Annotated in this window: 24 protein-coding genes; 18 read left to right on the top strand and 6 right to left on the bottom strand. The window is 70.6% G+C overall.

Going from position 1 to position 21,805, the window contains the following annotated elements; all coding sequences use genetic code 11:
* The first annotated feature begins 37 nt into the window (after positions 1-37).
* From O7610_RS21275 to O7610_RS21245, 7 genes are all read left to right on the top strand, one after another.
* Positions 38-1,015, top strand: coding sequence for an NAD-dependent epimerase/dehydratase family protein (locus O7610_RS21275; RefSeq protein WP_281552263.1), 978 nt, complete (start codon positions 38-40; stop codon positions 1,013-1,015).
* A 64-nt stretch (positions 1,016-1,079) separates the two neighbouring features.
* On the top strand, positions 1,080-2,261 hold the full coding sequence (locus O7610_RS21270) for an LCP family glycopolymer transferase (RefSeq protein ID WP_281552262.1): 1,182 nt from the start codon (positions 1,080-1,082) through the stop codon (positions 2,259-2,261).
* A gap of 152 nt (positions 2,262-2,413) precedes the next feature.
* On the top strand, positions 2,414-3,634 hold the full coding sequence (locus O7610_RS21265) for an LCP family protein (RefSeq protein ID WP_281552261.1): 1,221 nt from the start codon (positions 2,414-2,416) through the stop codon (positions 3,632-3,634).
* 32 nt (positions 3,635-3,666) lie between these two features.
* Positions 3,667-4,002, top strand: coding sequence for a rhodanese-like domain-containing protein (locus O7610_RS21260; RefSeq protein WP_281552260.1), 336 nt, complete (start codon positions 3,667-3,669; stop codon positions 4,000-4,002).
* A gap of 78 nt (positions 4,003-4,080) precedes the next feature.
* Positions 4,081-5,541 (top strand): sensor histidine kinase, encoded by a 1,461-nt coding sequence (locus O7610_RS21255; protein ID WP_281552259.1) that lies wholly within the window; start codon positions 4,081-4,083, stop codon positions 5,539-5,541.
* Between the two features lie 11 nt (positions 5,542-5,552).
* Positions 5,553-5,978, top strand: coding sequence for an ATP-binding protein (locus O7610_RS21250; RefSeq protein WP_281552258.1), 426 nt, complete (start codon positions 5,553-5,555; stop codon positions 5,976-5,978).
* Between the two features lie 82 nt (positions 5,979-6,060).
* On the top strand, positions 6,061-6,942 hold the full coding sequence (locus O7610_RS21245; protein ID WP_281552257.1) for a DUF5926 family protein: 882 nt from the start codon (positions 6,061-6,063) through the stop codon (positions 6,940-6,942).
* A gap of 12 nt (positions 6,943-6,954) precedes the next feature.
* On the opposite strand, the gene O7610_RS21240 is transcribed toward O7610_RS21245, so the two are convergent.
* Positions 6,955-8,166: an arginine deiminase gene (locus tag O7610_RS21240; RefSeq protein WP_281552256.1), complete on the bottom strand. Its 1,212-nt coding sequence runs from the start codon at positions 8,164-8,166 to the stop codon at positions 6,955-6,957.
* Between the two features lie 166 nt (positions 8,167-8,332).
* On the opposite strand from O7610_RS21240, the gene O7610_RS21235 reads away from it, so the two are divergent.
* The 5 genes from O7610_RS21235 (at position 8,333) to pheA (ending at position 11,762) form a co-directional block, all read left to right on the top strand.
* On the top strand, positions 8,333-9,085 hold the full coding sequence (locus tag O7610_RS21235; RefSeq protein ID WP_281552255.1) for a hypothetical protein: 753 nt from the start codon (positions 8,333-8,335) through the stop codon (positions 9,083-9,085).
* A gap of 179 nt (positions 9,086-9,264) precedes the next feature.
* A complete protein-coding gene (locus O7610_RS21230) occupies positions 9,265-9,747 on the top strand; it encodes a hypothetical protein (protein ID WP_281552254.1) in 483 nt (160 codons plus the stop codon).
* A 39-nt stretch (positions 9,748-9,786) separates the two neighbouring features.
* Positions 9,787-10,185 carry an ACT domain-containing protein gene (locus O7610_RS21225; protein WP_281552253.1) on the top strand — a complete coding sequence of 133 codons (399 nt, stop codon included), beginning with the start codon at positions 9,787-9,789 and terminating at the stop codon, positions 10,183-10,185.
* A 4-nt stretch (positions 10,186-10,189) separates the two neighbouring features.
* Complete coding sequence (locus O7610_RS21220) at positions 10,190-10,795, top strand: hypothetical protein (protein ID WP_348650031.1); 606 nt, start codon at positions 10,190-10,192, stop codon at positions 10,793-10,795.
* 10 nt (positions 10,796-10,805) lie between these two features.
* Positions 10,806-11,762 carry a prephenate dehydratase gene (gene pheA, locus O7610_RS21215; protein ID WP_281552252.1) on the top strand — a complete coding sequence of 319 codons (957 nt, stop codon included), beginning with the start codon at positions 10,806-10,808 and terminating at the stop codon, positions 11,760-11,762.
* A 64-nt stretch (positions 11,763-11,826) separates the two neighbouring features.
* Here pheA and O7610_RS21210 read toward each other — a convergent pair whose 3' ends face one another.
* The 3 genes from O7610_RS21210 to O7610_RS21200 all read right to left on the bottom strand — a co-directional run bounded on the left by O7610_RS21210 (position 11,827) and on the right by O7610_RS21200 (position 13,563).
* Positions 11,827-12,519 carry an AIM24 family protein gene (locus O7610_RS21210; RefSeq protein ID WP_281552251.1) on the bottom strand — a complete coding sequence of 231 codons (693 nt, stop codon included), beginning with the start codon at positions 12,517-12,519 and terminating at the stop codon, positions 11,827-11,829.
* A gap of 83 nt (positions 12,520-12,602) precedes the next feature.
* Complete coding sequence (locus O7610_RS21205) at positions 12,603-12,956, bottom strand: metallopeptidase family protein (protein ID WP_281552250.1); 354 nt, start codon at positions 12,954-12,956, stop codon at positions 12,603-12,605.
* Between the two features lie 175 nt (positions 12,957-13,131).
* Positions 13,132-13,563: an OsmC family protein gene (locus tag O7610_RS21200; RefSeq protein WP_123606752.1), complete on the bottom strand. Its 432-nt coding sequence runs from the start codon at positions 13,561-13,563 to the stop codon at positions 13,132-13,134.
* A 74-nt stretch (positions 13,564-13,637) separates the two neighbouring features.
* Here O7610_RS21200 and O7610_RS21195 point away from each other — a divergent pair, with 74 nt between their 5' ends.
* The 6 genes from O7610_RS21195 to O7610_RS21170 all read left to right on the top strand — a co-directional run bounded on the left by O7610_RS21195 (position 13,638) and on the right by O7610_RS21170 (position 19,896).
* The gene (locus tag O7610_RS21195; RefSeq protein ID WP_289211685.1) at positions 13,638-14,567 is read left to right on the top strand and encodes a hypothetical protein; all 930 of its coding nucleotides are present in this window, start codon (positions 13,638-13,640) and stop codon (positions 14,565-14,567) included.
* A gap of 72 nt (positions 14,568-14,639) precedes the next feature.
* On the top strand, positions 14,640-15,905 hold the full coding sequence (serS, locus tag O7610_RS21190; protein WP_289211684.1) for a serine--tRNA ligase: 1,266 nt from the start codon (positions 14,640-14,642) through the stop codon (positions 15,903-15,905).
* Positions 15,902-16,789 (top strand): alpha/beta hydrolase, encoded by an 888-nt coding sequence (locus O7610_RS21185; protein ID WP_281555760.1) that lies wholly within the window; start codon positions 15,902-15,904, stop codon positions 16,787-16,789. Before serS ends, O7610_RS21185 begins: the two co-directional genes overlap by 4 nt.
* Positions 16,790-16,793: 4 nt before the next feature.
* Positions 16,794-17,087 carry a hypothetical protein gene (locus O7610_RS21180; RefSeq protein ID WP_281552247.1) on the top strand — a complete coding sequence of 98 codons (294 nt, stop codon included), beginning with the start codon at positions 16,794-16,796 and terminating at the stop codon, positions 17,085-17,087.
* 311 nt (positions 17,088-17,398) lie between these two features.
* Positions 17,399-18,331, top strand: coding sequence for a glycosyltransferase family 2 protein (locus tag O7610_RS21175; RefSeq protein ID WP_289211683.1), 933 nt, complete (start codon positions 17,399-17,401; stop codon positions 18,329-18,331).
* The gene (locus O7610_RS21170; protein ID WP_281552245.1) at positions 18,328-19,896 is read left to right on the top strand and encodes a glycosyltransferase family protein; all 1,569 of its coding nucleotides are present in this window, start codon (positions 18,328-18,330) and stop codon (positions 19,894-19,896) included. The genes O7610_RS21175 and O7610_RS21170 overlap by 4 nt, the downstream gene beginning before the upstream one ends.
* Positions 19,897-19,920: 24 nt before the next feature.
* On the opposite strand, the gene O7610_RS21165 is transcribed toward O7610_RS21170, so the two are convergent.
* Positions 19,921-20,670 carry a class I SAM-dependent methyltransferase gene (locus O7610_RS21165; protein WP_281552244.1) on the bottom strand — a complete coding sequence of 250 codons (750 nt, stop codon included), beginning with the start codon at positions 20,668-20,670 and terminating at the stop codon, positions 19,921-19,923.
* Complete coding sequence (locus O7610_RS21160; protein WP_281552243.1) at positions 20,667-21,803, bottom strand: glycosyltransferase; 1,137 nt, start codon at positions 21,801-21,803, stop codon at positions 20,667-20,669. Before O7610_RS21160 ends, O7610_RS21165 begins: the two co-directional genes overlap by 4 nt.
* Positions 21,804-21,805: the final 2 nt, after the last annotated feature.

The following is a 21,805-nucleotide window of genomic DNA, read 5'->3' as shown; positions in this document are numbered from 1 at the left end:
GCAGCCCGGCCGGGGCACTACCACTAGGCTCGGGGGCATGCTGCCTGTTCCCCGATTCGGCGACGGCCACCGAGTGCTGGTCACCGGAGGTGCCGGTTTCGTCGGAAGCCACCTCGTCGACCGGTTGGTCGGGCGTGGTTGTGCGGTGGTGGCGGTGGACAACTTCGTCACCGGATCCAAGGAGAACGTCGCCCACCTCACCGACGAACCCCGGTTCACCCTCGTCGAGGCGGACATTTCGGATGGGTTGCCGGATCATCACCCAGCGGTCCGTCAGCGGTTCGACGCGATCATGCACCTTGCCTCGCCGGCCAGCCCGACGGACTTCGCGACCCTGCCGATCGAGATCCTCCGGGTCGGCTCTCTCGCCACGTTGCATCTGCTGGACCGGGCGGTCGCCGACCAGGCCCGGTTCATCATGGCGTCGACCTCCGAGGCGTACGGTGACCCGTTGGTGCACCCGCAACCGGAGACCTACTGGGGCAACGTCAACCCGATCGGGGTGCGCAGCGTCTACGACGAGGCCAAGCGGTTCGCCGAATCGTCGACGATGGCGTACCACCGGTACCGCGGCCTGGACGCCGGCATCGTGCGAATCTTCAACACGTACGGGCCCCGGATGCGGCCGGACGACGGCCGGGCCATCCCCACCTTCATCAGCCAGGCGTTGCGCGGCGAGCCGATCACCGTGCACGGTACCGGCACGCAGACCAGGTCGATCTGCTACGTGGCGGACCTGGTGACCGGGATCGTCGCGCTGCTCGACTCCACCGAGACCGGTCCGATCAACTGCGGCACCGAGCATGAGCTGACCATGCGGGAGCTGGCCGAGCAGATCGTCCAGCTGGTGGGCAGCTCGTCGACGATCAACCTGGTCGCCCGCTCCTCGGACGACCCGGAGATGCGCCGTCCTGACCTGACCCTGGCCCGTACCAGGCTCGGCTACCAGCCGACGGTGGACCCGCAGGACGGGCTGCGCCGCACCATCGCCTACTTCCGCCAGCGACTCGGCTGATCGGCGGCGTCGGTCCGGGAGTCGAGTCGTCGGCGGGCGAGCGCCCGGTACGTACGCTGGAGGCATGTCAGCCAGCAACCAACACGGTGACCGGTCAGTCAGCAGCCGCCACGGTGGCCGGACGGTCCCCGGCCGGACGACCGGTCCGGCCGGCACCGCCTACGGGTCCTCGACCGGCCGGGCGCAGGTGCCGGTCGGCGGTCGTGGCGGCAACCAGTACGGTGCCCCGCCGCGCCGGTCGCGGCCCCGTTGGGGGCGCATCGCCCTGGTCGGCGGGGTGGCGTTGGTGGTGCTGGCCCTGTTCGCCAGCGGCGGGCTCTGGGCGTACGCCCGTGGGCTGGACCAGGACCTGGGGCGGACCGATCCGTTCTCGCAGATCACGCAGGGGCGGCCGCCGGCTGCGGTGGACGGCGCGCTGAACATCCTGCTGATCGGCACCGACTCACGGGATCCGGACGCCCCGGTCGACCAGGCCGGCAAGTGGCGGGCGGACACGATCATCGTGATGCACATTCCGTCGTCACACGACCGCGCCTATCTGGTGTCGATCCCGCGTGACCTGTACGTGCCGATTCCGTCGGACGCCGCTGCGGCCTGCGAGACCGGCGAGCGGGCCAAGATCAACGCCGCGTTCGCCTGGGGCGGCATGCCGCTGGCGGTACGGACCGTGGAGTGCTTCACCGACGTGCGGATCAATCATGTGATGGCGATCGACTTCGCCGGTTTCGTCGAGGTCACCGACGCGCTCGGCGGGGTCGACCTGACCGTCGAGCAGGACACGACGTCGATCCACAAGCCGTACCGTCAGTTCAGCGAGGGCGTCAATCACATGAACGGTGCCGAGGCGCTGGACTGGATTCGCCAACGCAAACAGTTTCCGGACGGTGACTTTGCGCGTATGCGTCACCAGCAGGAGTTCCTGCGCGCACTGATGGACAAGGCTGTGAGTTCGGGCACACTGTCGAACCCGGTCAAACTGAATGCGTTTCTCAAGGCGACGACCCAGGCGGTAACGGTCGACCAGGGCTTCTCCCTGGTCGACATGGCACTGCAGTTCCGCAAGCTACGGGGGGAGAACCTGCACTTCCTGACCAGCCCGCACAACGGCAGCGAGACGATCAACGGCGAATCGGTGGTCGTCTCCGACCGGGAGCAGGCATTGTCGATGTACCAGGCGATGGCGGCCGATCGGATGACCGCCTGGGTGCAGGCCAATGTCACGCCAAGCCCGGGTGCAAGCGACTGACGGCCCGGGGTCGGTGACTGAGTGGACATCGTTGGTCGTCAGCCGGTGACTGGCCAATACGACACAAATTTGAAACCCGAGCAGGGTCGATAAATCGACCAAGTTTCCGTACAGTGGGCTCGCCCTATTGTCTACGCCCCCCAGGAGCAGGCATGCCGGTCCAGACCCGTCGACGTTCGACGTCGACCGAGTCGGGGAACCCGCTCGCCGCCCGTGGCTCGGCCGGGCGTCGGTCGAGCGGCCGGTCGGGTCCGGGCTCCGGCCGCAGCGGCTCTGGCCGGCGGCCCCGCCGCAAGGACCCGATCTGGGCCCGCACCATGGTCGTGCTGGGCGCACTGCTGATGATGCTCAGCGGCACCACGATCGTCGGCAGCAAGTGGCTGATCGCCCAGGCGACCAGTGGGATCGAGCAGTCGAACCTGCTCGGCGTCGCCGGCAAGACCGACGCCGAGGGCGGTGACAGCCTCGAGGGCCCGATCGACATGTTGCTGCTCGGCATCGACCACCGGGGCAGCTGGGCAGAGTCGGACACCCGGGCCGACACGATCATCATCCTGCACATTCCCGCCACCCACGACCAGGCGTACCTGATCTCCGTCCCCCGGGACACCGAGGTCGAGATCCCGCCGTTCGACAAGAGCGGGTGGCCGGGTGGGGTCGGCAAGGCGACCGAGGCGTTCTTCCACGGCGCGCAGAACGGCGCCGGGCACGCCGGTGGCGCCCAGCTGATGGCGGAGACGATCAAGAACCTCACCGGGGTCAGTTTCGACGGCGCCGCGATCATCAACTTCAGCGGCTTCAAGTCGGTCATCGACAGCCTCGGCAGCGTCCGGCTCTGCGTCGACGAGGACACCCCGTCGATCCACATGACCCTGGTCGACGGCCAGCCGATGTGGAACTCCGACGCTGCCAAGGTCAGCGGGGAGAAGCAGCAGGTCGTGCACAAGAAGGGCTGCCGCGAGATGCAGGGCTGGGAGGCGCTGGACTTCTCCCGGCAGCGGTACGGGCTGGACAACGGCGACTACGACCGGCAGAAGAACCAGCAGAAGCTGATCAAGGCCATGGCCAAGAAGGCGATGGCCAGCGGGGTGATGACCAACCCGCTCAAGCTCAACGAGCTGATTGACGCGGCCGGCAAGGCGTTCGTGCTGGACACCGGCAAGGTGGCGCTGCCGGACTTCGTCTTCACCCTGCGTGGGGTGGCCGCCAACGACCTGGTCATGCTGCGGACCAACGGCGGCAGCTTCAACGGCAACAGCGCCGGCCGGGAGAACATCGATCCGCTCAGCCAGGACATGTTCCAGGCGGTCAAGAACGACAATCTCGCCGAGTTCATCCTCGCCAACCCGACAGTGCTGGCCGGCCAGGAATAGCCGGAAGCCGGCTGTCCCATAGGCTGTTCGGCATGCATGGATCACCGATCCCCACCGTCGACGTCCCCGACGTCTCCGCCGACGCGTACCTGCTCGACGTGCGCGAGCCCGAGGAATGGTCCGCCGGGCACGCGCCGGGCGCCCACCACCTGCCGATGATGGAGATCCCGCACCGGTTGGCCGACATCCCGAAGGAGGGCGACGTGGTGGTGGTGTGCCGGTCCGGCGGCCGGTCCGGGCAGGTCGTCGCCTACCTCAACCAGCACGGCTGGGACAACGTCCGTAACCTCGCCGGCGGAATGCAGGACTGGGCGGCGCACTCCCGGGCGATGGTGAGCGAGTCCGGCGAACCGCCCCGGGTGCTCTGACCGGCGGCCCGACGCGAGTTGCCCGGCACCGGCGGCCCGGCACTGCCCAAATCCGCCAGCACCGGGCAGACTCGAAGCATGCCGGAACGCCCCGACTATCCGAGTCTGATCGCTGGACACACCGTCGTCCTCGACATGATCAACAGCGGTGAGTCGGGGCTGCCGATCCTGCACCACCTGCTGCGGCTCGCGCAGCGTGCACTCGGCGCCGCCGGGACCTCGTTTGCCGAGTACGGGCCACGCAGGGGACGGATCATCGCCGCCACCGGCGCCGCCGAGTGGTCGGTCGGCCGTCCCGTCGACCTCGACGAACCCACCACCGCCCGGCTGCTCACCGGACCGCGGACCGTCGAGTTCCCGGTGACGGCGCTCACCGCTGCCCTGGCCGACCAGATCGCCGGCCGAGGACTGCACCGGATGCTGATCGCGCGCGCCGAGATCGGCGGGGTGCTGATCGGCAGCCTGCACGCCTACTACCCGGATCCGGACCGCAGCGCCGGCCCTGACCATCACACGCTGATCGCCTACCTGGCGTCCTGCATCGCCCACCTGTACGGCGACCAGACCGGGCTGCCGGTGCACGGCGACGGGCCGGTGGTCGCCGCGCTCGCCGACGGACTGGCCATCGTCGACGACGAGTCCTGCGTACGGCTGTGGAACCCGGCGGCGGAGCGGCTCACCGGCAGCACCGCACAGGACCGGCTGCACCGACCGATCCCGTTCCCGGTGCCACCCCCCGGACAGGTCGTGGACCATCAGCTGCCGGACGGCCGGTGGCTGCGGATCACCTCCGGGGAGCTACCGGGCTTCGTCGCCTCCCGGGTGGTCACCTTCCGGGACATCACCGACCAGCACCACCGCGACCACGACGTCGACCTGTTCATCGCGGTCACCAGCCACGAGCTGCGCACCCCGGTCACCGTGATCAAAGGGTACGCGGAGACCCTCAGCGACCACTGGGAGTCGTTGACCGACCGGGACCGACGGGAGGCCGCCCGGGTGCTGGGGCAGCGGGCCACCGAACTGGCCCGACTGGTCGACCGGCTGCTCTCCGCCGCCAATGACTCGGGACCGGCGGTCGGCGCGCCGTCCGCCCCGTTCGATCTGGTCGAGACGCTACGGGCCGCTGTCGAGAATCTGCCCGCCGGACTGCGTCAGCGGCTCACCGTCGAGCTGCCAGACGACCTGCCGAAAGCGGCCGGAGACCGGGCGAGCCTGACCACCGTACTCACCGAACTTGCCACCAACGCCGACAAGTACTCGCCATCGGGCAGCCCGATCGAGGTCACCGCCATCGCCGACGAACGCTCGGTGGCCTTGCGGATTAGTGATCGCGGCATCGGGGTACGTCCGGAACACGTGGAACGAGCGTTCGACCGGTTCTGGCAGGGCGAATCGGGCGACCAGCGCCGTTACCCCGGTGCCGGACTCGGCCTCTACCTGGTCCGACAGATTGTCGAGCGCCAGCACGGTTGGGTGTCCCTGCGGCCCCGTGACGGCGGGGGTACGGTCGCCGAGGTGCGGCTGCCCCGCAGCTGAGAGGAGGCGGCGTGACCTCGGCACTGGCGGGACGGGCATGGAGCGTGCTGGTACCGCACCATGCCAGCGGCGCCCGGTTCGCCCGTCACCAGCTCGCCCGGACGTTGGCCGACAGGATTTGCCCCGACTTCCTGTCCGACGTGATGACGGTCGTGGCCGAACTCGTCGGCAACGCCGTACGGCACGCCCGGCCGCTGCCGGACGGGATGATCCGGGTGACCTGGCAGCTGACCCCGCGCCGGCACAGCCGCACGGTCCTGCTGCGGGTGACCGACGGCGGGTCCGGGGACGTGCCGCAGGTCCGGACCGCCCCGTCGGACGCGCCCAACGGCCGCGGCCTGGGCATCGTCGTCGCCCTGGCTCGCCGGTGGGGGGTCGAGCCCGCAGGCTCCGGCCGCTGCGTCTGGGCCGAGATCGGCGAGCCGGAATCCGGCTGAGCCGAGCCGGCACCGGGTCGCGCCCCACCTGGACCCGGGCGGATCCCTCGGCGGCGGGCCGGTTCCTCTAGGCTGTCTGGCCGTGGGCAAGCGCCGAAAGCAGGACCGGGCCGCCAGCGGCGGCAAGCGGGAGAAGATCCGCGACGTATTCGTGCCCCGGCCGTTCGCCGGGCTGGCCGACGAGCCGGACTGGGTCGCGCTGCGCGAGCTCGTCCCGGCGGCCACCGCGCCGCTGACCCTCGAACCCGAGCTGGCCGGCAAGTACGCCGACCGGACGGTGACGCTGGCCACCGTACTGCCGATGGCGGCCCCGGCTGTCGTGCGGGCCGACGGCCAGATCATGATCGGGCTTCAGCGGCACGCCCAGTCCGGGGACGTCTCCCGCGACCTGGCGGCGGCGCTGTTGGCCGCGCTGGAGACCGAGCCGGGCGACACGGTCCCGGTGCCGCCGCTGCCCGGCCCCGGCCCCCGGCTGCAGGACGTGCTCGCCGACGGGGCGCTGACGGTCCAGGTGCACGACAGCTTCGCGTTCTGGGTGGAGCCCGAAGCGGCCGCCAACCCGGCGGTGCAGGCCTCCCTGGAGCGGGCCGACGCGTCCATCTATCCGACGACCCGGATGGCGGCGGCGCCCGCCGCGTACTGGTGCCGGGTGGGGGAGCGGGCGCACGTGCGCTGGGTGCTGCCCGGTGACGAGGACCGGACGCTGGACACGCTGGCCCGGCTGAGCGCCGCCGGTGACCTGCCGATGGGTCCGCAGACCCGGTTCGCCGGCATGTTCCGGGCCCACGGGCTGCTGGTGCCGGTGTGGGACCTGCCGTCCGGGCCGGAGGCCGCCGAGTGGGAGCAGCCGTTGGCCGAGTTCGCCGAGCGGCTCGCGGCGGCGGCCGGCGTCACCGATCCGCTCGACGCGGCCGCCCGCCGGTCCCGGCAGGGCCTGCTGGGCCGGCAGCTCACGCTGCGCTGACCCGGCGGCCGGTCACTCGGGCCGGAGCGGATCGCGGACCAGCGGTGCCGACATGCACCGTGGACCGCCCCGGCCGGACCCGAGCTCGGCGCCGGGGATCGTCACCACCTCGATCCCGGCCCGGCGCAGCTGCGAGTTGGTCGCCGTGTTCCGCTCGTACGCCACACACACCCCCGGGGCCAGCGCCAGGGTGTTGTTTCCGTCGTCCCACTGCTCCCGTTCCGCGGTGACCGGGTCCAGCCCGGTGCCGACCAGCCGGAGCCGGTCGACGTCCATCGCGTCGGCGGCGGCCCGCAGGAACGGCGCGGGTCCGGCGACCTGCAGGTCGCCCGAGGCGGTACGGATCACCGTGTACGCGGCGAGCTCCTCGGCCATCGGCGGGTACATCAGCACCGCGTCCACGTCGACCAGCGTGCAGATGGTGTCCAGGTGCATGGTCGCCCGCCGTTGGGTGATCGGCACCACCAGGACGGTGTGGGCCAGCCCGTCGCCGAGCACCCGCCGGGCCAGCCGCTCCACCCCGGCGGGTGTGGTCCGTTCGCCGACGCCGACGGCCAGTACGCCAGGGGCGAGCAGCAGCACGTCTCCGCCTTCGACGTGTTCCTGGTCGGGCCGGTGGATCAGCTCGGTCCCGGCGAACCGGGGGTGGTGCCGGTAGATCAGGTCGGTGAGCCGGCCCTCCCGGCGGCGGGCGCGCATCGCCAGGCTGGTCACCGCGACCCGGTCGCGGATCCAGACCGATGAATCCCGGGTGAACAGCAGATTGGGCAGCGGGTCGATGATGAAGTCGTGCTCGCGCAGCAGGGCATGCACCAGCCCGGCCGGCCGGTCGTCGCGGCGGGGCAGTTCGCCACGGGCCAGGCCGGCGACGAGCACCCGGGCCAGCCCGGCCGGGTCGAGGTAGGCGAGCTGCTCGGCGACCCGGTCGCGCAGGGTCTCACCCAGCCGGCGGCCGGCCAGTACGGTCGCCACCGCCTCGGCGCGGGCCGGGCTGGCGGCGAGCGTCTCGGCGAGCAGTTGTTCCAGGTAGAGCACCTCGACGCCGCGCTCGCGCAGCACGGCGGCGAACGCGTCGTGTTCGGCCTGGGCGCCGGCGACCCAGGGGATCGCGTCGAAGAGCAGGGCCCCGCTGTTGCGGGGGGTCAGCCGGGCCAGTTCGTTGCCCGGACGGTGCAGCATGACCACCCGGAGGTGGCCAACCTCACTGTCGACGTAGTGCGTCACACTCGCAGCCTATGGCAGTCGTTTGGCACCATCTGTTGAAAGAGTCGTGGGGTGAATAGGGCATTCATCCCTACTCACTCCGGCCTGGCGTCTTGCTTCAGTACCGGTGTCGCCACGTACGGTAGTTGGTAGTCCATCGTCCAGGGGACCTTTGCCGGAGGTCGTGATGACTGTCTTCCATGAGCGCCGCGTGCTGCCCGCCCAACGGGCGCTGCCCCACCGAGCGGACGAACGGGCCATGGAGGAGTCCCCACCTGGCACGCTGGAGGCGATCCGGCCGTCGCCGATGGAGTGGGCCCGACGCCGTCGGGCCGAGCGCGGCGCCAAGCGGATCGAGGCGGCCGGCGCCCGCGCGCTGAACCGTCTGGACCAGCTCGGCCCGTCCTGGCACGTGGTGCACTGGCCGCGTACCGACAGCCCGGACCGGATGCTCGGGCTGGAGACCGCCGGCCGCGAGGAGCGCGCCGGGTTCCTGGCCATCGGGCCCAGCGGACTCTTCGCGGTCACCGTCGTCGACCACGGCCGCAGTCGGGTCCTGGTCGCCGGTGACGTGGTGCAGATCAACGGCAAGCGACCGACGTACGTCGCCGAGGCCCGCCGGGATGCCAAGCGGGCGAGCAAGGCGATGTCGGCCGCGGTCGGGCACACCATCCCGGTCGCCCCGGTGCTCACCTTCGTCGGTTCCGGGGTGATCAGCGTGTACGGGCTGCCCAAGGAGTGCATGGTCACCACCCACCGGGAGCTGGACCGGCTGCTCATCGCCGGAGGCACCCGGATCAGTTCGGCCACTGCCGAGAAGCTGTTCCAGGTGGCCCGGCATCCGGAGACCTGGCTGACCGCTCCGTTCCGCTCGGCGACCGACTACCGGTGGTACGGGGCCGGCCGTTCAGCCGCTGACAAGCCAACCAGCCGGCGGTAGCCTTCGGGGCGAAGGCGCTGACGACCTCTCTGTGGCGTACGTCCCGTTGCCGGCCAGCTTGTGACGACTGCACCCGCTATCCAGGTCCGTCCGATCCGGCGCCTGCTCGGCATCAGTCGACGGACCCGCCAGAGACCGGATAGCGTTGCTGTTGTCCGGTTGAGTCAGGGGAGGCGCGGGTGGCGCACGTCGAGCTCTCGATCTCGGAACCGCTGGTCCCCCAGGCCCGCGAGCCGATCGAGCCGATGCGCGTGGACAACTTCCAGCTGTGGGTGGCCACCGCCGCTACCGCGCTGGAACCGTGTCTCGTCCTGCGCCAGGATCTGACCGTCGCCGCGATCTCCCGGTCCTGCTGCGACCTGCTCGGCCTCGGCGAACCCGGCCAGATCGAAGGCCGGCCGCTGCTGGCCGGCCTGCGGCTGGTCGATTTCACCGCGCAACGCGGCGAGCTCGACGAGACCGAGGTGGACAAGATCCCGCCGCTGCTCGCGCTCAGCTCCGGGCGGCTCGCCCGCGGCCTGCTGCGAGTCGACAGTGACGCGGCCACCGCGCAGGGCGACGGCACCGTGGACGCGATCGCCACCCCGGTGTGGATCGGCAAGAAGGTGACCGGGTCGCTCACCTTCTTCGCCCCGATCACCACCGCGTACTCGGCCGGATGACCGGCCCGCCGGTCGACGCCTCTGCCGTACGCTGCCCTCATGCTCGACCTGGACCTGCTGCCAGCGGAGTACGCCGTCTGCCGCCTACCGGCCGGATCTTCGCTGCCGGCCGAGTTCCTGGCCGGCCCCACCGCCGGAGTCGTCTCGGTGACCTGGACCGAGGACGAGGTGTCGGTGATCTGCCGCACCGACCGGGTGCCGCCCGACGCCAAAGTCGAGACGCCATGGCGCTGCCTGCGGGTGGTCGGCCCGCTGGACCTCGCGCTGACCGGGGTCCTCGCGTCGCTCGCCGGCCCGCTGGCCGAAGCCCGGGTCAACATCGTGGCATTCTCGACCTTCGACACGGACTATCTGCTGGTGCCGACGGTCCGGCTGTCCGAAGCCCTGGCCACGCTGACCGGCAGCGGTCACCGGGTCGCCGGCGCAGCCGTACCATGAGCTGGTGCTGTCCGCACGTCAACGGTTTCGGACCGGCAGCCGGCACCCCGTCCGGCGCAGCCGGGCACCCGGTCGTGGACTGCTGCCGATCAGCGCGGCGCTGGTCGGCATATCGATACTCGCCGGTTGCGGTCGGCCGCCCGGGGTCGACGCTTCGACGGCGGACCCGGCGCCGGCGCCGGCACTGACCGGCCCACCGTCGAGCGCACCGCCAGGTACGCCCACACCGTCAGCGTCCGGTGTGCCGTCGGCCTCTCCGAGCCGTTCCGCGCCGGCAGACGGCTTCCCGGTGGCCGTCGCCGTCGACTGCGCCGGGCGGCCATCCGCCGCCCAGGTGGTGGCGCTGCTGCGCCGCACCGACGGGCTGCTACCGGCCGGCGTCCAGGTCAGTGTGCCGGTGGCACCCCGCTGCGCCGGCAGTTGGCAGTACACCGTGGTGCAGATCCCGTCCAGGGAGCCGTTGCAGGTGGTCACCGAAGGGTCGCCGACCTCGTTCACGTTGGTCACCGCCGGTACGGACGTCTGCGTCATCCCGGTCCGGGTCGGCGCGCCGGCCGGGATCCGTACGCTCGCCTGCGAGTCGGTGCCGATCCCGCCGACCACTCCGTAAGCTGGCCGGCATGTCCGTCCCCGCGCCGACCCGATTCGCCTTCCTCGGCCCCGAAGGCACCTTCGCTGAGCAGGCCCTGCTGACGATCCCGGCGGCCCGGCAGGGCGATCGGGTTGCGGCCCGCAGCGTGCCTGAGGCGCTCGACGCGGTCCGGGCCGGCAACGTCGACGCGGCCCTGGTGCCGTTGGAGAACTCGGTCGGCGGAGCGGTCGGCGTCACCTTCGACGAGTTGACCAACGGCCAGCCGCTGGTGATCACCCAGGAGGTGGTACTGCCGGTCGACTTCGTGCTGGCCGCACCCGCCGGCACCTCGCTCGAGCGGGTCCGCACCGTCGCCGCCCACCCACAGGCGTCCACCCAGTGCCGGTCCTGGCTGCGCCGGCAGGTCCCGAACGCCGCCGTGGCCGACGTACTGTCCAACGGTGCGGCGGCCGTCGGTGCGGCGGCCGGTGAGTACGACGCGGCGATCTGCGCGCCGATCGGCGCCAGCGCCCACCGGCTGACCGTGCTGGCCGACAAGATCGCCGACCACGCCGACGCGGTGACCCGGTTCGTCCTGGTCCAGCGCCCCGGCCCGCCGCCGACCCCGACCGGCGACGACATCACCACCCTGGCGGTCTACATCGCCCACGACCGGGTCGGTGCCCTGCTCGCGGTGCTGATGGAGCTGGCCGTCCGCGAGGTCAACCTCACCCGGATCGAGTCCCGACCGACCGGGGAGGCGCTCGGCCGGTACGCCTTCTTTCTCGACTGCTCCGGGCACGTCGCCGACGACCGGCTCGGCGACGCGTTGCGCGGGCTCCGGCGGGTCTGTGCCGACGTGCGGTTCCTCGGCTCCTACCCACGGCACGACTGGCCGCCGGCGGCCGGCGGCCGCACCACGGGTGGGCCGGCCGGCCGGCACGACGACGAGTACGCGCAGGCAGCCGCCTGGCTGGCCCGGGTCCGCGCCGGCCAGCTGGACTGAGCCAGCCCGGATTGAGCCGCCCGGACCGAACCAGCCGGACCGAGCCGCCCGGACTGAGATCGGACTACTGGGGCATCTGGCCGGCGCCGCGCACCGGCGGCTCCTCGGACGGCTGGACGATCACAAATCCCTGGCCGGCGAAGCTCATCGTGAACGCCTCCCCGGTGCGCCGGCCCAGCAGCGTACCGATGCCCAACTGCTCGGCCCGGTGGTAGCCGGTCTGCAGGCCGGCCGACCAGCAGACGGCGGCCTGCGGGTCGACGTAGGTCGGCTGGTCGACGGAGAGCACGACCGGGGTGCCCTTGGTGGTGATGGCGAGCCGGCCCTGCCCGGTGAAGACACAGTTGAACAGGCCAGCGGAGGAGGCGAAGCCCATCCCCTGAACCATCCGGATGTCGTACTGCAGCGTGGAGTCGAAGGCCAGCACGCTGGAGCCGTTGATGGACAGCGCGTCGCCCGGCTCCAGGTCGATCAGGTGCACGTCGGCGGCCTCGTTGGCGAGGAACACGTCACCCTGGCCGGTCAGCTTCATCAGCGGTACGCCTTCGCCGGTGAGCTTCTGCTTGATGAAGTTGCCGAGACCGCCGGAGCCGAGTGCCTGGAACTGCACGTGGCCCTGGTAGGCGACCATCGAACCGGTCCGGGCCATCGCCTCGCCGTTGAGCTCGATCTTCAGCAGTTTGGAGTTCTGCAGCCGCAGCCCGGGCTGGGCGGACTCCTTCTCCAGGTGATCGGCGGAGAACAGGGCACTGCGCATGGGTTCCTCCTGGTCAGGTTGATCGACCGAAGGGTAGGTAACCCGCGCAACCGCACGTCATCGCCCGGCCGGACCATCCTTGGTCAACCCCAGCCCAGGTCGTGTAGCCGTTCGTCGTCGATGCCGAAATGATGGGCGATCTCGTGCACCACGGTGATCGCGATCTCGTCGACCACGTCGGCCTCGGTCGCGCAGATCCGCAGGATCGGGTGCCGGAAGATGAGAATCCGGTCCGGCAGTACGCCGGCGTAGTCCCAGCCCCGACTGGTGAGCGCGTGTCCCTCGTACAGACCGAGCAGCTCCGGCTCGCCCGGCGGGGTGTCGTCCTCGACCAGGATCACCACGTTGCTCATCAGCCGCAGCAGCTCCGCCGGTACCTCGTCCAGCGCCTCCCCGACCAGCTCCTCGAAGCGCTCGCGGCTCATGTCGACCGGCATCGGTCCATTCTGCCGCACCACCGGCTCCCCGAGGCGTTTCCGGGCCTGCTTGGGTATCGGTCACCGGGCTTGCTCCGGTATCGACCCCGGGCTTGTCCAGATATCGGCGAACGCGAAATCGTTCGACGGTGCCGGACAAGCCCAGGATCGTCAGGGTGGCGTCGTGGGCGGGCGGTCAGACGGAGAGGCTGGCGTTCAGGGTGATCTCGGCACCCGGCGACAGCAGGCGGGAGATCGGGCAGTTCGCCTTCGCCGCCTCGGCCAGCTTCTGGAAGGTCTCCGGGTCGACGCCGGGCACCTCGCCCACCGTCTCCAGGTCGATCCGGGTGACGGTCATCCCGGCGTCTGTCTTGTCCAGGTGCACACTTGCGGTGGTCTGCACCGACGTCGGGGTGAACCCGGCGTCCGCCAGACCCTTCGAGAACGCCATCGAGAAGCAGCCAGCGTGGGCGGCGCCGATCAGCTCCTCGGGGTTGGTGCCCTCGCCCTCCTCGAAGCGGGACCGGAACGAGTAGTTCCCTTCGTACCCGCCCTTCCCGGTGCGGATAGTGCCAGAACCCTCGGTCAGATTGCCCTGCCAGCGGGCAGATGCGGTACGGATAGGCATGGGCATGACGCTAGCTCACCTCGATGCCCGACGCGACGATGCCCGTGCAAGGTCACCGAGGAGGCTAGGACCCGATGCCCGACGACAGCCGCCGCAGCGCGGAACCCGCCCTGCCCCGCCCGCAGACCGACCAGCCGGCGGTGATCGAGCTCGGCGGCGACGCCACCCCGCCGGCCGACGGCCCGGGTCCTGGGTCCGGCAGGTGGACCGCCATCGGTGAGCGGCTGTCCGGCGCGACCGCAGCCACCGCCTCGACCGTCGACCGGGCCCGCGCCGCTGCCGGAACCCGGTTCGGCCCGGCTGGCCGCGGCAAGCTGCCGATCCTGCTGCTCGCCGCCGTCGGGGTGCTCGCCGCTGCCGGTTCGCTCGGCGGTGAGTGGCTGGCGTTCGAGATCCCCGGGGTCGACGTCGGAACCGGCAGTCCCTACGCCGCCGCTGTGCGGCTCGCCGACCTCGGCACTTTCGGCACCGGGTACCTGCTCGGCCTGCTGGCGTTGCTGGTCTGTGCGGCACTGACGCTGTTCGGCTCCCACCGCAACCGCCCCGACACCCGGATCGCCGGGCTGACCATCGGCGCCGGGCTGGTCGCGCTGCTGGTCACGGTGATGCTGAACAGCGACGAGCTGATCAGGTCGTCGCTGCAGGTTCCCACCGAGATGGAGGTGCTGGTCAGCCGTGGTACGGCGGTGACCGCCGGCCTGGTCGGTGTCGGCGCGCTGCTGCTGGCGCTGTACCTGGCCGGGCGGACCACGGCCGGCCGTGGCGGCACCACTGGGAGTGGCGGTGCCGCCATCGACGGCGGCGTCGAACCTGGTCGGGTGCCTGAGGAAAGCGGGCAACCGACGACCGACGATCCGGCGCCCGCCCCGACCGACCTGCCGTGGCGTCGGCCACTCAACGACGGCCCGGAGCCGGGCGGGGGTGCACCCGCCGATCTGACGGTTGGGCCGACCGCACCGTTCGTCCGGCCGGACAACCCGCCGCATCAGACACCCCGCTGGTGAGGACGTCCCGCTGGTGAGCCGGCCGAAAACCTGCGCGCGGGCCGATACGGCGGGCCGGTATCGTTGACTCCCGTGATCGATCTCCGACTGCTCCGTGACGACCCGGACCTCTTCCGTGCCAGCCAGCGTGCCCGCGGCGAGTCCGAGTCCCGGGTGGACGATCTGATCGCCGCCGACGAGACCCGCCGCGCGGCGGTGCAGGCCTTCGAGGCGCTGCGCGCCGAGCAGAAGCAGCTCGGCAAGCGACTGCCCCGGGCGGACCCGGCCGAGAAGGCCGAGCTGCTGACCCGTACCAAGGAGTTGTCGGCCCAGGTGAAGGCGGCCGAGGCTGCCGCCACCGAGGCTGAGCAGGCGCTGCGCCGGGCGCAGTTGGCCTTCCCCAACCTGATCGAGGCCGGCGCGCCGGCCGGCGGCGAGGACGACTACGTCGTCCTGCGGGAGGTCGGTGAGCGCCCCGACATCGACAATCCCCGCGACCACCTGGCGCTCGGTGAGGCGCTCGGCGCGATCGACGTCGAACGTGGCGCGAAGGTCTCCGGCAGCCGCTTCTACTACCTGACCGGCGTCGGCGCGCTGCTGCAGCTCGGTCTGCTGCAGCTGGCCATCGCCCAGGCCGTCGAGTACGGCCTCACCCCGACGATCACCCCGGTGCTGGTCAAGCCGGAGTCGATGGAAGGCACCGGCTTCCTCGGCGAGCACGCCAGCGAGATCTACCGGCTGGAAGCCGACGACCTGTACCTGGTCGGCACCAGCGAGGTGCCGCTGGCGGCGTACCACTCGAACGAGATCCTGACCCTCGACGGCCCGGTGCGCTACGCCGGCTGGTCGTCGTGCTTCCGACGCGAAGCCGGCTCGTACGGCCGGGACGTGCGCGGCATCCTGCGGGTGCACCAGTTCGACAAGGTGGAGATGTTCTCCTTCTGCCCGCCGGAGCAGGCCCACGACGAGCACCTGCGGCTGCTCGCCTGGGAGGAGGAGATGCTGGCCAAGGTCGAGGTCCCGTACCGGGTGATCGACGTCGCCGCCGGTGACCTCGGCACCAGCGCGGCCCGCAAGTACGACTGCGAGGCGTGGGTGCCGTCGCAGGGCCGCTACCGCGAGGTCACCTCCACGTCGAACTGCACCACCTTCCAGGCCCGCCGGCTGAACATCCGCTACCGCGACACCGACGGCCGCACCCAGCCGGTGGCCACCCTCAACGGCACGCTCGCCACGACCCGGTGGCTGATCCCGATCCTGGAGAACCACCAGCAGCCGGACGGTTCGGTACGGGTACCGAAGGCACTGCAGCCGTACCTCGGCGGCCGAGACGTCCTCGAACCCCTGGCCACCGCCTGAACACCGTGCAGGTGCCGTTCCGGCCGTTGCCGGTCGACCAGTCCGACGTCCGCTACCTGCACGGCCCCGACTCGCTACGCCAGCCCGGCGTGCCGGCCGGCCGGACCATCGAGTTCGACTGGGCGGACAGCGCCGTCTACCCGGGTACGTTCCGGAAGTTCTGGGTGCACCTGCCGGCGCGGTACGACCCGTCGCGCCCGGCTGCCCTGTTGGTGTTCCAGGACGGCTGGTGGAACCTGGACCCGGCCGGCGAGGTCCGTGGCAGCATCGTCCTGGACAACCTGATCCACTACGGCGACCTCCCGCCCACGGTCGGCCTCTTCGTCGACCCCGGAGCTCTGCCTGACGATGGTGCTGGCGTTGACGGTGCTGGTCCTGGCGCTGGCGGCGGTGGGCGCAGGCAGCGCAACGTCGAGTACGACGTTTTCGACGACCGCTACGCCAACCTGCTGTTGAACGAGATCGTCCCGCAGGTGACGGAGCGCTTTCCGATCACCGATGACCCGGAGCAGTGGGGGATCTGTGGCATCAGCAGCGGCGGGAACTGTGCCTTTACCGCTGCCTGGCTGCGCCCGGACAGGTTCCGCCGGGTGCTCTGCTGCCTGTCCAGCTTCGTCCAGATGCCCGGCGGCAACCCCTACCCCGAGCTCATCAGGGACACCCCGGGCAAGCCGTTGCGGATCTTCCTGCAGGCCGGGCACCGTGACCTGAATTGGAACGAGCCGGAGGACAACTGGCTCGCCAGCAACCTGCGCGTCGCGGCCGCGCTGGCGGAAGCGGGGTACGACTTCCGGCTCGTGCTCGGCGACGGCGGCCACCACCCGAACCACAGCGGCGTGCTGCTGCCGGACGCCCTGCGCTGGCTGTGGCGGGTCGATCCATGATCAGGTGAGGCTGACGCACGTTATTCTCGCGTTTGACGTGCGTCAGCCTCACCTCGACGCGTTCTCAGCTGACTTCGCCCTACTTAGGTTCAGCCACGAACACGCCGACGCCTCCCGACGGTCACCCGGCGCGGCGGCGGCCCGGACTCCGGCGAGGTCGCCGCCTTCCTCGAACGGGATCGCCCACGACCTCGGCACTCTGTACGCCGGACTCGACCGCACCTACGAACAGAACGACCGGATCAAGGACACGCTGCGCCGCTGGCAGTCCAGCCGGGCCACCGCAGCTGGCTCGTGAACGCGCCTGCGGAGAGGGAGCGCCCTACTTCGGTTCGACCGCTACCCGGTCGTCGGCGCGCCTTCGCCGACTGGACACCTGGGCGTTACCTGAATCTCATTCGGAGTGCACGCACACCATCCACCCTGGGTAGCCGCAGTCAGGTGCCCCACCTCGGCGAGGTGGCAAAAGGCAGGTCAGAGCAGGCCGGTCGGGTATCATGACGCATTGCGAAGCGGGAAGCACACTCCCGCCAATGTCGCTCCACGACCTCGGAGACTCGCATGACGGTGACGAGCCGGTTCGCACGGCCAGGAACGAGTGTTTGGCCGGTGACCGAGCCGAACGGCGAGGTCAGCCGTGGCAATTCCGGCCAGCCCCTCGACGTGACTATCGTACTTCCCTGCTACAACGAGCAAGACCACGTAATCCGGGAGATCGAACGGATCACAGATGCGATGGACAACAGTGGCTACGAGTACGAGCTGCTGGCCATCGACGACGCTTCCACCGACCATACCCTGCAGGTTCTGCAGGAAGCCCAGACGCGATTCCCGCATCTTCGGCTGATGCCGTTCCACCGCAACGGCGGCTCCGGCACCGCACGTCGGATCGGCAGCCAGCAGGCCCGTGGCGAGATCGTCGTATGGACCGACGCGGACATGACGTACCCCAACGAGCGGATCCCCGAACTGGTCCAGATGCTCGAAAAGGAACCCGCCATCGACCAGGTGGTCGGTGCCCGGACCAGCGAACAGGGCACGCACAAGGTGCTGCGGGTCCCGGCGAAGTGGCTCATCCGCAAGGTGGCGGAAGGATTGACCGGAACGTCGATTCCAGACCTCAACTCCGGTCTACGGGCGTTCCGGCGGCAGGTTGCCCTGCCGTATCTGCGTCTGCTGCCCCCCGGCTTCTCCTGCGTCACCACCATCACCATGGCGTTCCTGCACAACCAGCACGAGGTCCGGTACCTGCCGATCGACTACGCCAAGCGCTCCGGCTCGTCGAAGTTCCACTTCGTCAAGGACGCCTACCGCTACATCCTGCAGGTCCTACGGATGGTGATGTACTTCAACCCGCTCAAGGTGCTGATGCCGCCGGCCCTGTGGCTGCTCGCCCTCGGTATCGGCAAGGTGATCTACGACGTCGTGGCCAACCCGGTCAGGATCGCGACGAACACCATCATGATCGTGATGACCGCGCTGATCATCGGGGCGGTGGCGCTACTCGCCGACCTCATCGTGCGATCGCGGTCCGACGGATGACCTCGCCCGGTTCCAGTGCGGCCGACCAACTTGCCCACCCCGGTGAGCAGCCCGGGAACGGTTCCGACAAGCATCCGCCGGAGCAGTTGACCGGCCGGTCCGGTAGCCCGACGGAACCGGGCCCGGCCCCCACCGAGGGGGGAGCCACGGTCAAGCGGGTCGATCGGTGGGGTTGGTTCGGCGTCGCCGCGATCACCGCTGTGGTGGCGGCGACCTGGATACCGCAGCTGGCGCTGCCGTTCGGCGACAACCACGTTGGGCGGATCTTCGCCCGGCACGGGCTGCACCTGCGCAATCTGCAGGAAAAGGGCCTGGTTGGCTCGTCGTTCAGCGCCGACTGGTCGCCGTACAGCGACCAGGCGTACGCACATCATCCGCCGCTGCTGAACATGCTCGACGCCACCTTCGGTCTGTTGCCGGGTAGTGGCGCGTACGAGATCCTGATCGGCCCGTTCCTGCTTGGCCTCCTGGTGGTGCCGGCCGCTGCGGCACTGCTCCGGGCATTTGCGATTGCCTGGATCCCCACCCTTGTCGCGGTCGGGACGATGGCGGCGACCGGATTCTTCTGGTTGTACAGCCCGCTGATGTTCGACATGGGGCTGATCCTGGCCATGTCCGCCACCATCGTTGCACTACGCAAGCGTGCCGATCCACCGCGTTGGCTGGTGGTCTGTGCCTGTGTCACCGCGTTGCTCGCGACCCTGGCGTCCTGGCCAGGGATCGGCCTGGCGGCGGTTCTCGGCCTGTGGTTGTTTGCCGCCCGCCGGCTGGACCGGGTGACCGTCGCGGTCGGAGCCAGCATGGTGCTCGGCGTCCTGGTCAGCCTCGCCTTCATCGTCGGGGTCAGCGGTATGGAGGACCTGACCAGCCAGACCGAGTTCCGTACGGCTGGTGGGGGGTTCACCGCCCGACAGTTCCTGGTCCGCCAGCGCGACTACGCGACCGAGCTGCTGCCCACCTGGTACCTGGTGATTTTCCCGATCGCCGCCGTCGCCGGTCTGTTCGTCCGGCGGACCCGGTTCTACCTGCTGGTCACGCTCGCCTTCGTCGGGGCGTGGGTGATCGGGCTGAACAACGGGTCGTTCATCCACGACTACTGGGCCTACCCGGTGCTCATTCCCGGTGTGGTCGCGATGGGCGCCCTGTTCGATCTCATCGTGCGGCGTGTTCCGACGCTGGTGTCGGCGAGCGCCGGTATCGCGGCCGGGGTCGGCCTGTCGGTCGCCTTCGGGGCGATAGCTCTGGGGCCGACGGCCCGGGACTACGTCTACGAGCCAGCTGACGCCGGCCGGCTGGTCGACGCCTACGCCCCTGGTCCCCAGCAGCAGCGTGCCTGGGTGATGAACATCAGCACCCCCCGGTGGGTCGCCTACTACTGGGATCTGCCACCGGCGGTGATGAGTCCCGACGTGCTGTCGCAGGCACAACCGGATGATCTGATCCTCTTCCGCACCGACCTGCGTCAAGGATGGGTGCCGGAGTCGGTGCCGGTGGTCGACACCGAGGGCCGGTACGGCCTCTTGCGGGTCGCGGACATCCGATCGGCGCTGCCGGCCGTCGACTGATCCGACAGACGCCGGCACCTGAGATCAGGCTGAGACGGCGGGGCGGGTCGCCACGGCGACCAGCCCTGGCCCATGCCCCGGGCGCAGCCGCTGCACCGCCGCGAACGGCGCAACGGCGGCCCTGATCAGTGTTCCGGCCAGCGCTCCGCGTGGCTGGAAAAGCCGCCCCGAGGTGTGTGTCCGGTCCTGCGCGCTCTCCGCCGCGGTCGCGGTGCGCCGGGCAGCGAGTCGGTCGCGTACGATGTCAAGGATGTAGCCCAGCGGCCACGCGTAGTGGATGATCCTGATCTGCTCGGCACCGGCAGCGGTGAGGACCTCGTGCAACTGGTCGGCGGTGTACCGCCGGTAGTGCCCGGCCAACACATCGGACGGACCGAACCGGTGCGGATCGGCCGGCACCGACAGCAGCAGCTGCCGACCGGGACGGACCAACGGGAGCCAGGCCGCGAGCGCGGCGGCATCGTCCTCGATGTGCTCCAGCACCTCGAACGCACAGACCAGGTCGTACGTCGTGCCGGCCGGCGCCTTGCGGTGATCGCCGTGGATCACCGTTCCGCCATGCGGGGTGATCCGCTGGTGTGCCACGGCGAAGCTCTGATCGTCCGGCTCGACCGCAGTGTACGGCGCTGCGCCGGCCAGGTAGGTGCCGACGGCTCCGAGCCCGCAGCCCAGTTCCAGGATGTTCGTCGGCTGCAGGGCCGCGATCTGCCGGCGGACGATGTCCCAGCGCAGTGCCGCGCGCGGGGACAACGGTGGTCGGCCCGGAGCGCTCATCGGCCCGCCACCCTGTCGGCCGTCGTGAGGCTGCCGGCACGCTGCCGGACCGGCTCGGTCACCGCGGCAGCCTGGAAGCTCTCGTCGGCCCGGCGGCCGGCGGCCTGCTGCCATCGGCGCAGCGCAGGCCGGTCCGCGGCCAACGACCGAAGTTCGGCCGCGATCGCCGTCGAATCGCCAGGTGGCACCAGGATGGCCGCTTCGCCGAGCACCCGCCGCTGCGGCGCAGTGTCCGAGGTCAGTACGGCGCAGCCGGCGGCGGCCCCTTGGAAGACCTTGGTCGGCACGACGTTGAGGGCCTTGTCGGTGGTGCCGAAGATGCCCAGCGCCACATGGTGCCCGGCCACCAGGGCCGGAAGCTCGTCGGGGGTGGCCCAGTCGATCCAGGTAACCCGAGGGTTGCCGGCTGCGGCGGCGCGGCACTCGGCGTACTCCTGGCCGGTGCCGACCATGGTGACCTCGACCGACTCGTCCGCCGCGAGGTCGGCCAGAGCTGCCCCGAGCACCGCCGTGCCGTGCAGCGGGGTGTACAGACCGACGAAGATGGCCCGCAGCGGGCCGGACACCTCAGCGGCATCCGGCCGTCGGGCGGCGAACCACTCCCGTCCGGCGCCGACCAGCGCGACCACACCCTTGTCGGCTGCCGCAGGGGGCAGCGCAGCCGCGTGCTCGGTGGTGTCCACCACGACGAGGTCGGCGCTGCCGAGCGCGCCGTCGTCGATCGCACGCATCAACCGACCCTTGATCCCACCGCCGGTGGCGAGACCGCGGTCACGGGCCGTTCCAGCGGCCGAGACGAGATGGTCCAGCACGATCGGGGTACCGGGAAACAACCGGCGGGCCAGCCGTACGTCGAAGTGCCCCAGATACCCGACCAGAACCGCGTCGACCTTCCCGGGCCGGCGGAAGCGGCGGGCCCGCCAGGCCAGCGAAGCCCAGCAACGGGCCAGCTTGACCGCGAGCAGCGGCAGCCGCCAGGGTTGGCGCAGCATCGCGACCCGCCCGGCGGTGTCCAGCCCCAGCGGGGCGTTGAGCTCGATGACGGCGTCGCCGGCCGCTCGCAGACCTTCGATTAGCACGGCGACGCGGGGATGACGTTGGGCTTCGTAGGTCCCGAACACCAGCCAGCGCACGG

Origin of the sequence: Solwaraspora sp. WMMA2065 (genome assembly GCF_030345075.1) — a bacterium.
Classification (GTDB): Bacteria; Actinomycetota; Actinomycetes; order Mycobacteriales; family Micromonosporaceae; genus Micromonospora_E.
This window is presented reverse-complemented; position numbering and strand designations above follow the sequence as displayed.

What these genes read in the sequence shown, in the direction of transcription:
- O7610_RS21275 (WP_281552263.1), top strand. Translation starts at nt 38, where the DNA reads ATGCTGCCTGTTCCCCGATTCGGCGACGGCCACCGAGTGCTGGTCACC.
- O7610_RS21270 (WP_281552262.1), top strand. Translation starts at nt 1,080, where the DNA reads ATGTCAGCCAGCAACCAACACGGTGACCGGTCAGTCAGCAGCCGCCAC.
- O7610_RS21265 (WP_281552261.1), top strand. Translation starts at nt 2,414, where the DNA reads ATGCCGGTCCAGACCCGTCGACGTTCGACGTCGACCGAGTCGGGGAAC.
- O7610_RS21260 (WP_281552260.1), top strand. Translation starts at nt 3,667, where the DNA reads ATGCATGGATCACCGATCCCCACCGTCGACGTCCCCGACGTCTCCGCC.
- O7610_RS21255 (WP_281552259.1), top strand. Translation starts at nt 4,081, where the DNA reads ATGCCGGAACGCCCCGACTATCCGAGTCTGATCGCTGGACACACCGTC.
- O7610_RS21235 (WP_281552255.1), top strand. Translation starts at nt 8,333, where the DNA reads ATGACTGTCTTCCATGAGCGCCGCGTGCTGCCCGCCCAACGGGCGCTG.
- O7610_RS21225 (WP_281552253.1), top strand. Translation starts at nt 9,787, where the DNA reads ATGCTCGACCTGGACCTGCTGCCAGCGGAGTACGCCGTCTGCCGCCTA.
- pheA (WP_281552252.1), top strand. Translation starts at nt 10,806, where the DNA reads ATGTCCGTCCCCGCGCCGACCCGATTCGCCTTCCTCGGCCCCGAAGGC.
- O7610_RS21210 (WP_281552251.1), bottom strand. Translation starts at nt 12,519, where the DNA reads ATGCGCAGTGCCCTGTTCTCCGCCGATCACCTGGAGAAGGAGTCCGCC.
- O7610_RS21205 (WP_281552250.1), bottom strand. Translation starts at nt 12,956, where the DNA reads ATGCCGGTCGACATGAGCCGCGAGCGCTTCGAGGAGCTGGTCGGGGAG.
- O7610_RS21200 (WP_123606752.1), bottom strand. Translation starts at nt 13,563, where the DNA reads ATGCCTATCCGTACCGCATCTGCCCGCTGGCAGGGCAATCTGACCGAG.
- O7610_RS21195 (WP_289211685.1), top strand. Translation starts at nt 13,638, where the DNA reads ATGCCCGACGACAGCCGCCGCAGCGCGGAACCCGCCCTGCCCCGCCCG.
- O7610_RS21170 (WP_281552245.1), top strand. Translation starts at nt 18,328, where the DNA reads ATGACCTCGCCCGGTTCCAGTGCGGCCGACCAACTTGCCCACCCCGGT.
- O7610_RS21165 (WP_281552244.1), bottom strand. Translation starts at nt 20,670, where the DNA reads ATGAGCGCTCCGGGCCGACCACCGTTGTCCCCGCGCGCGGCACTGCGC.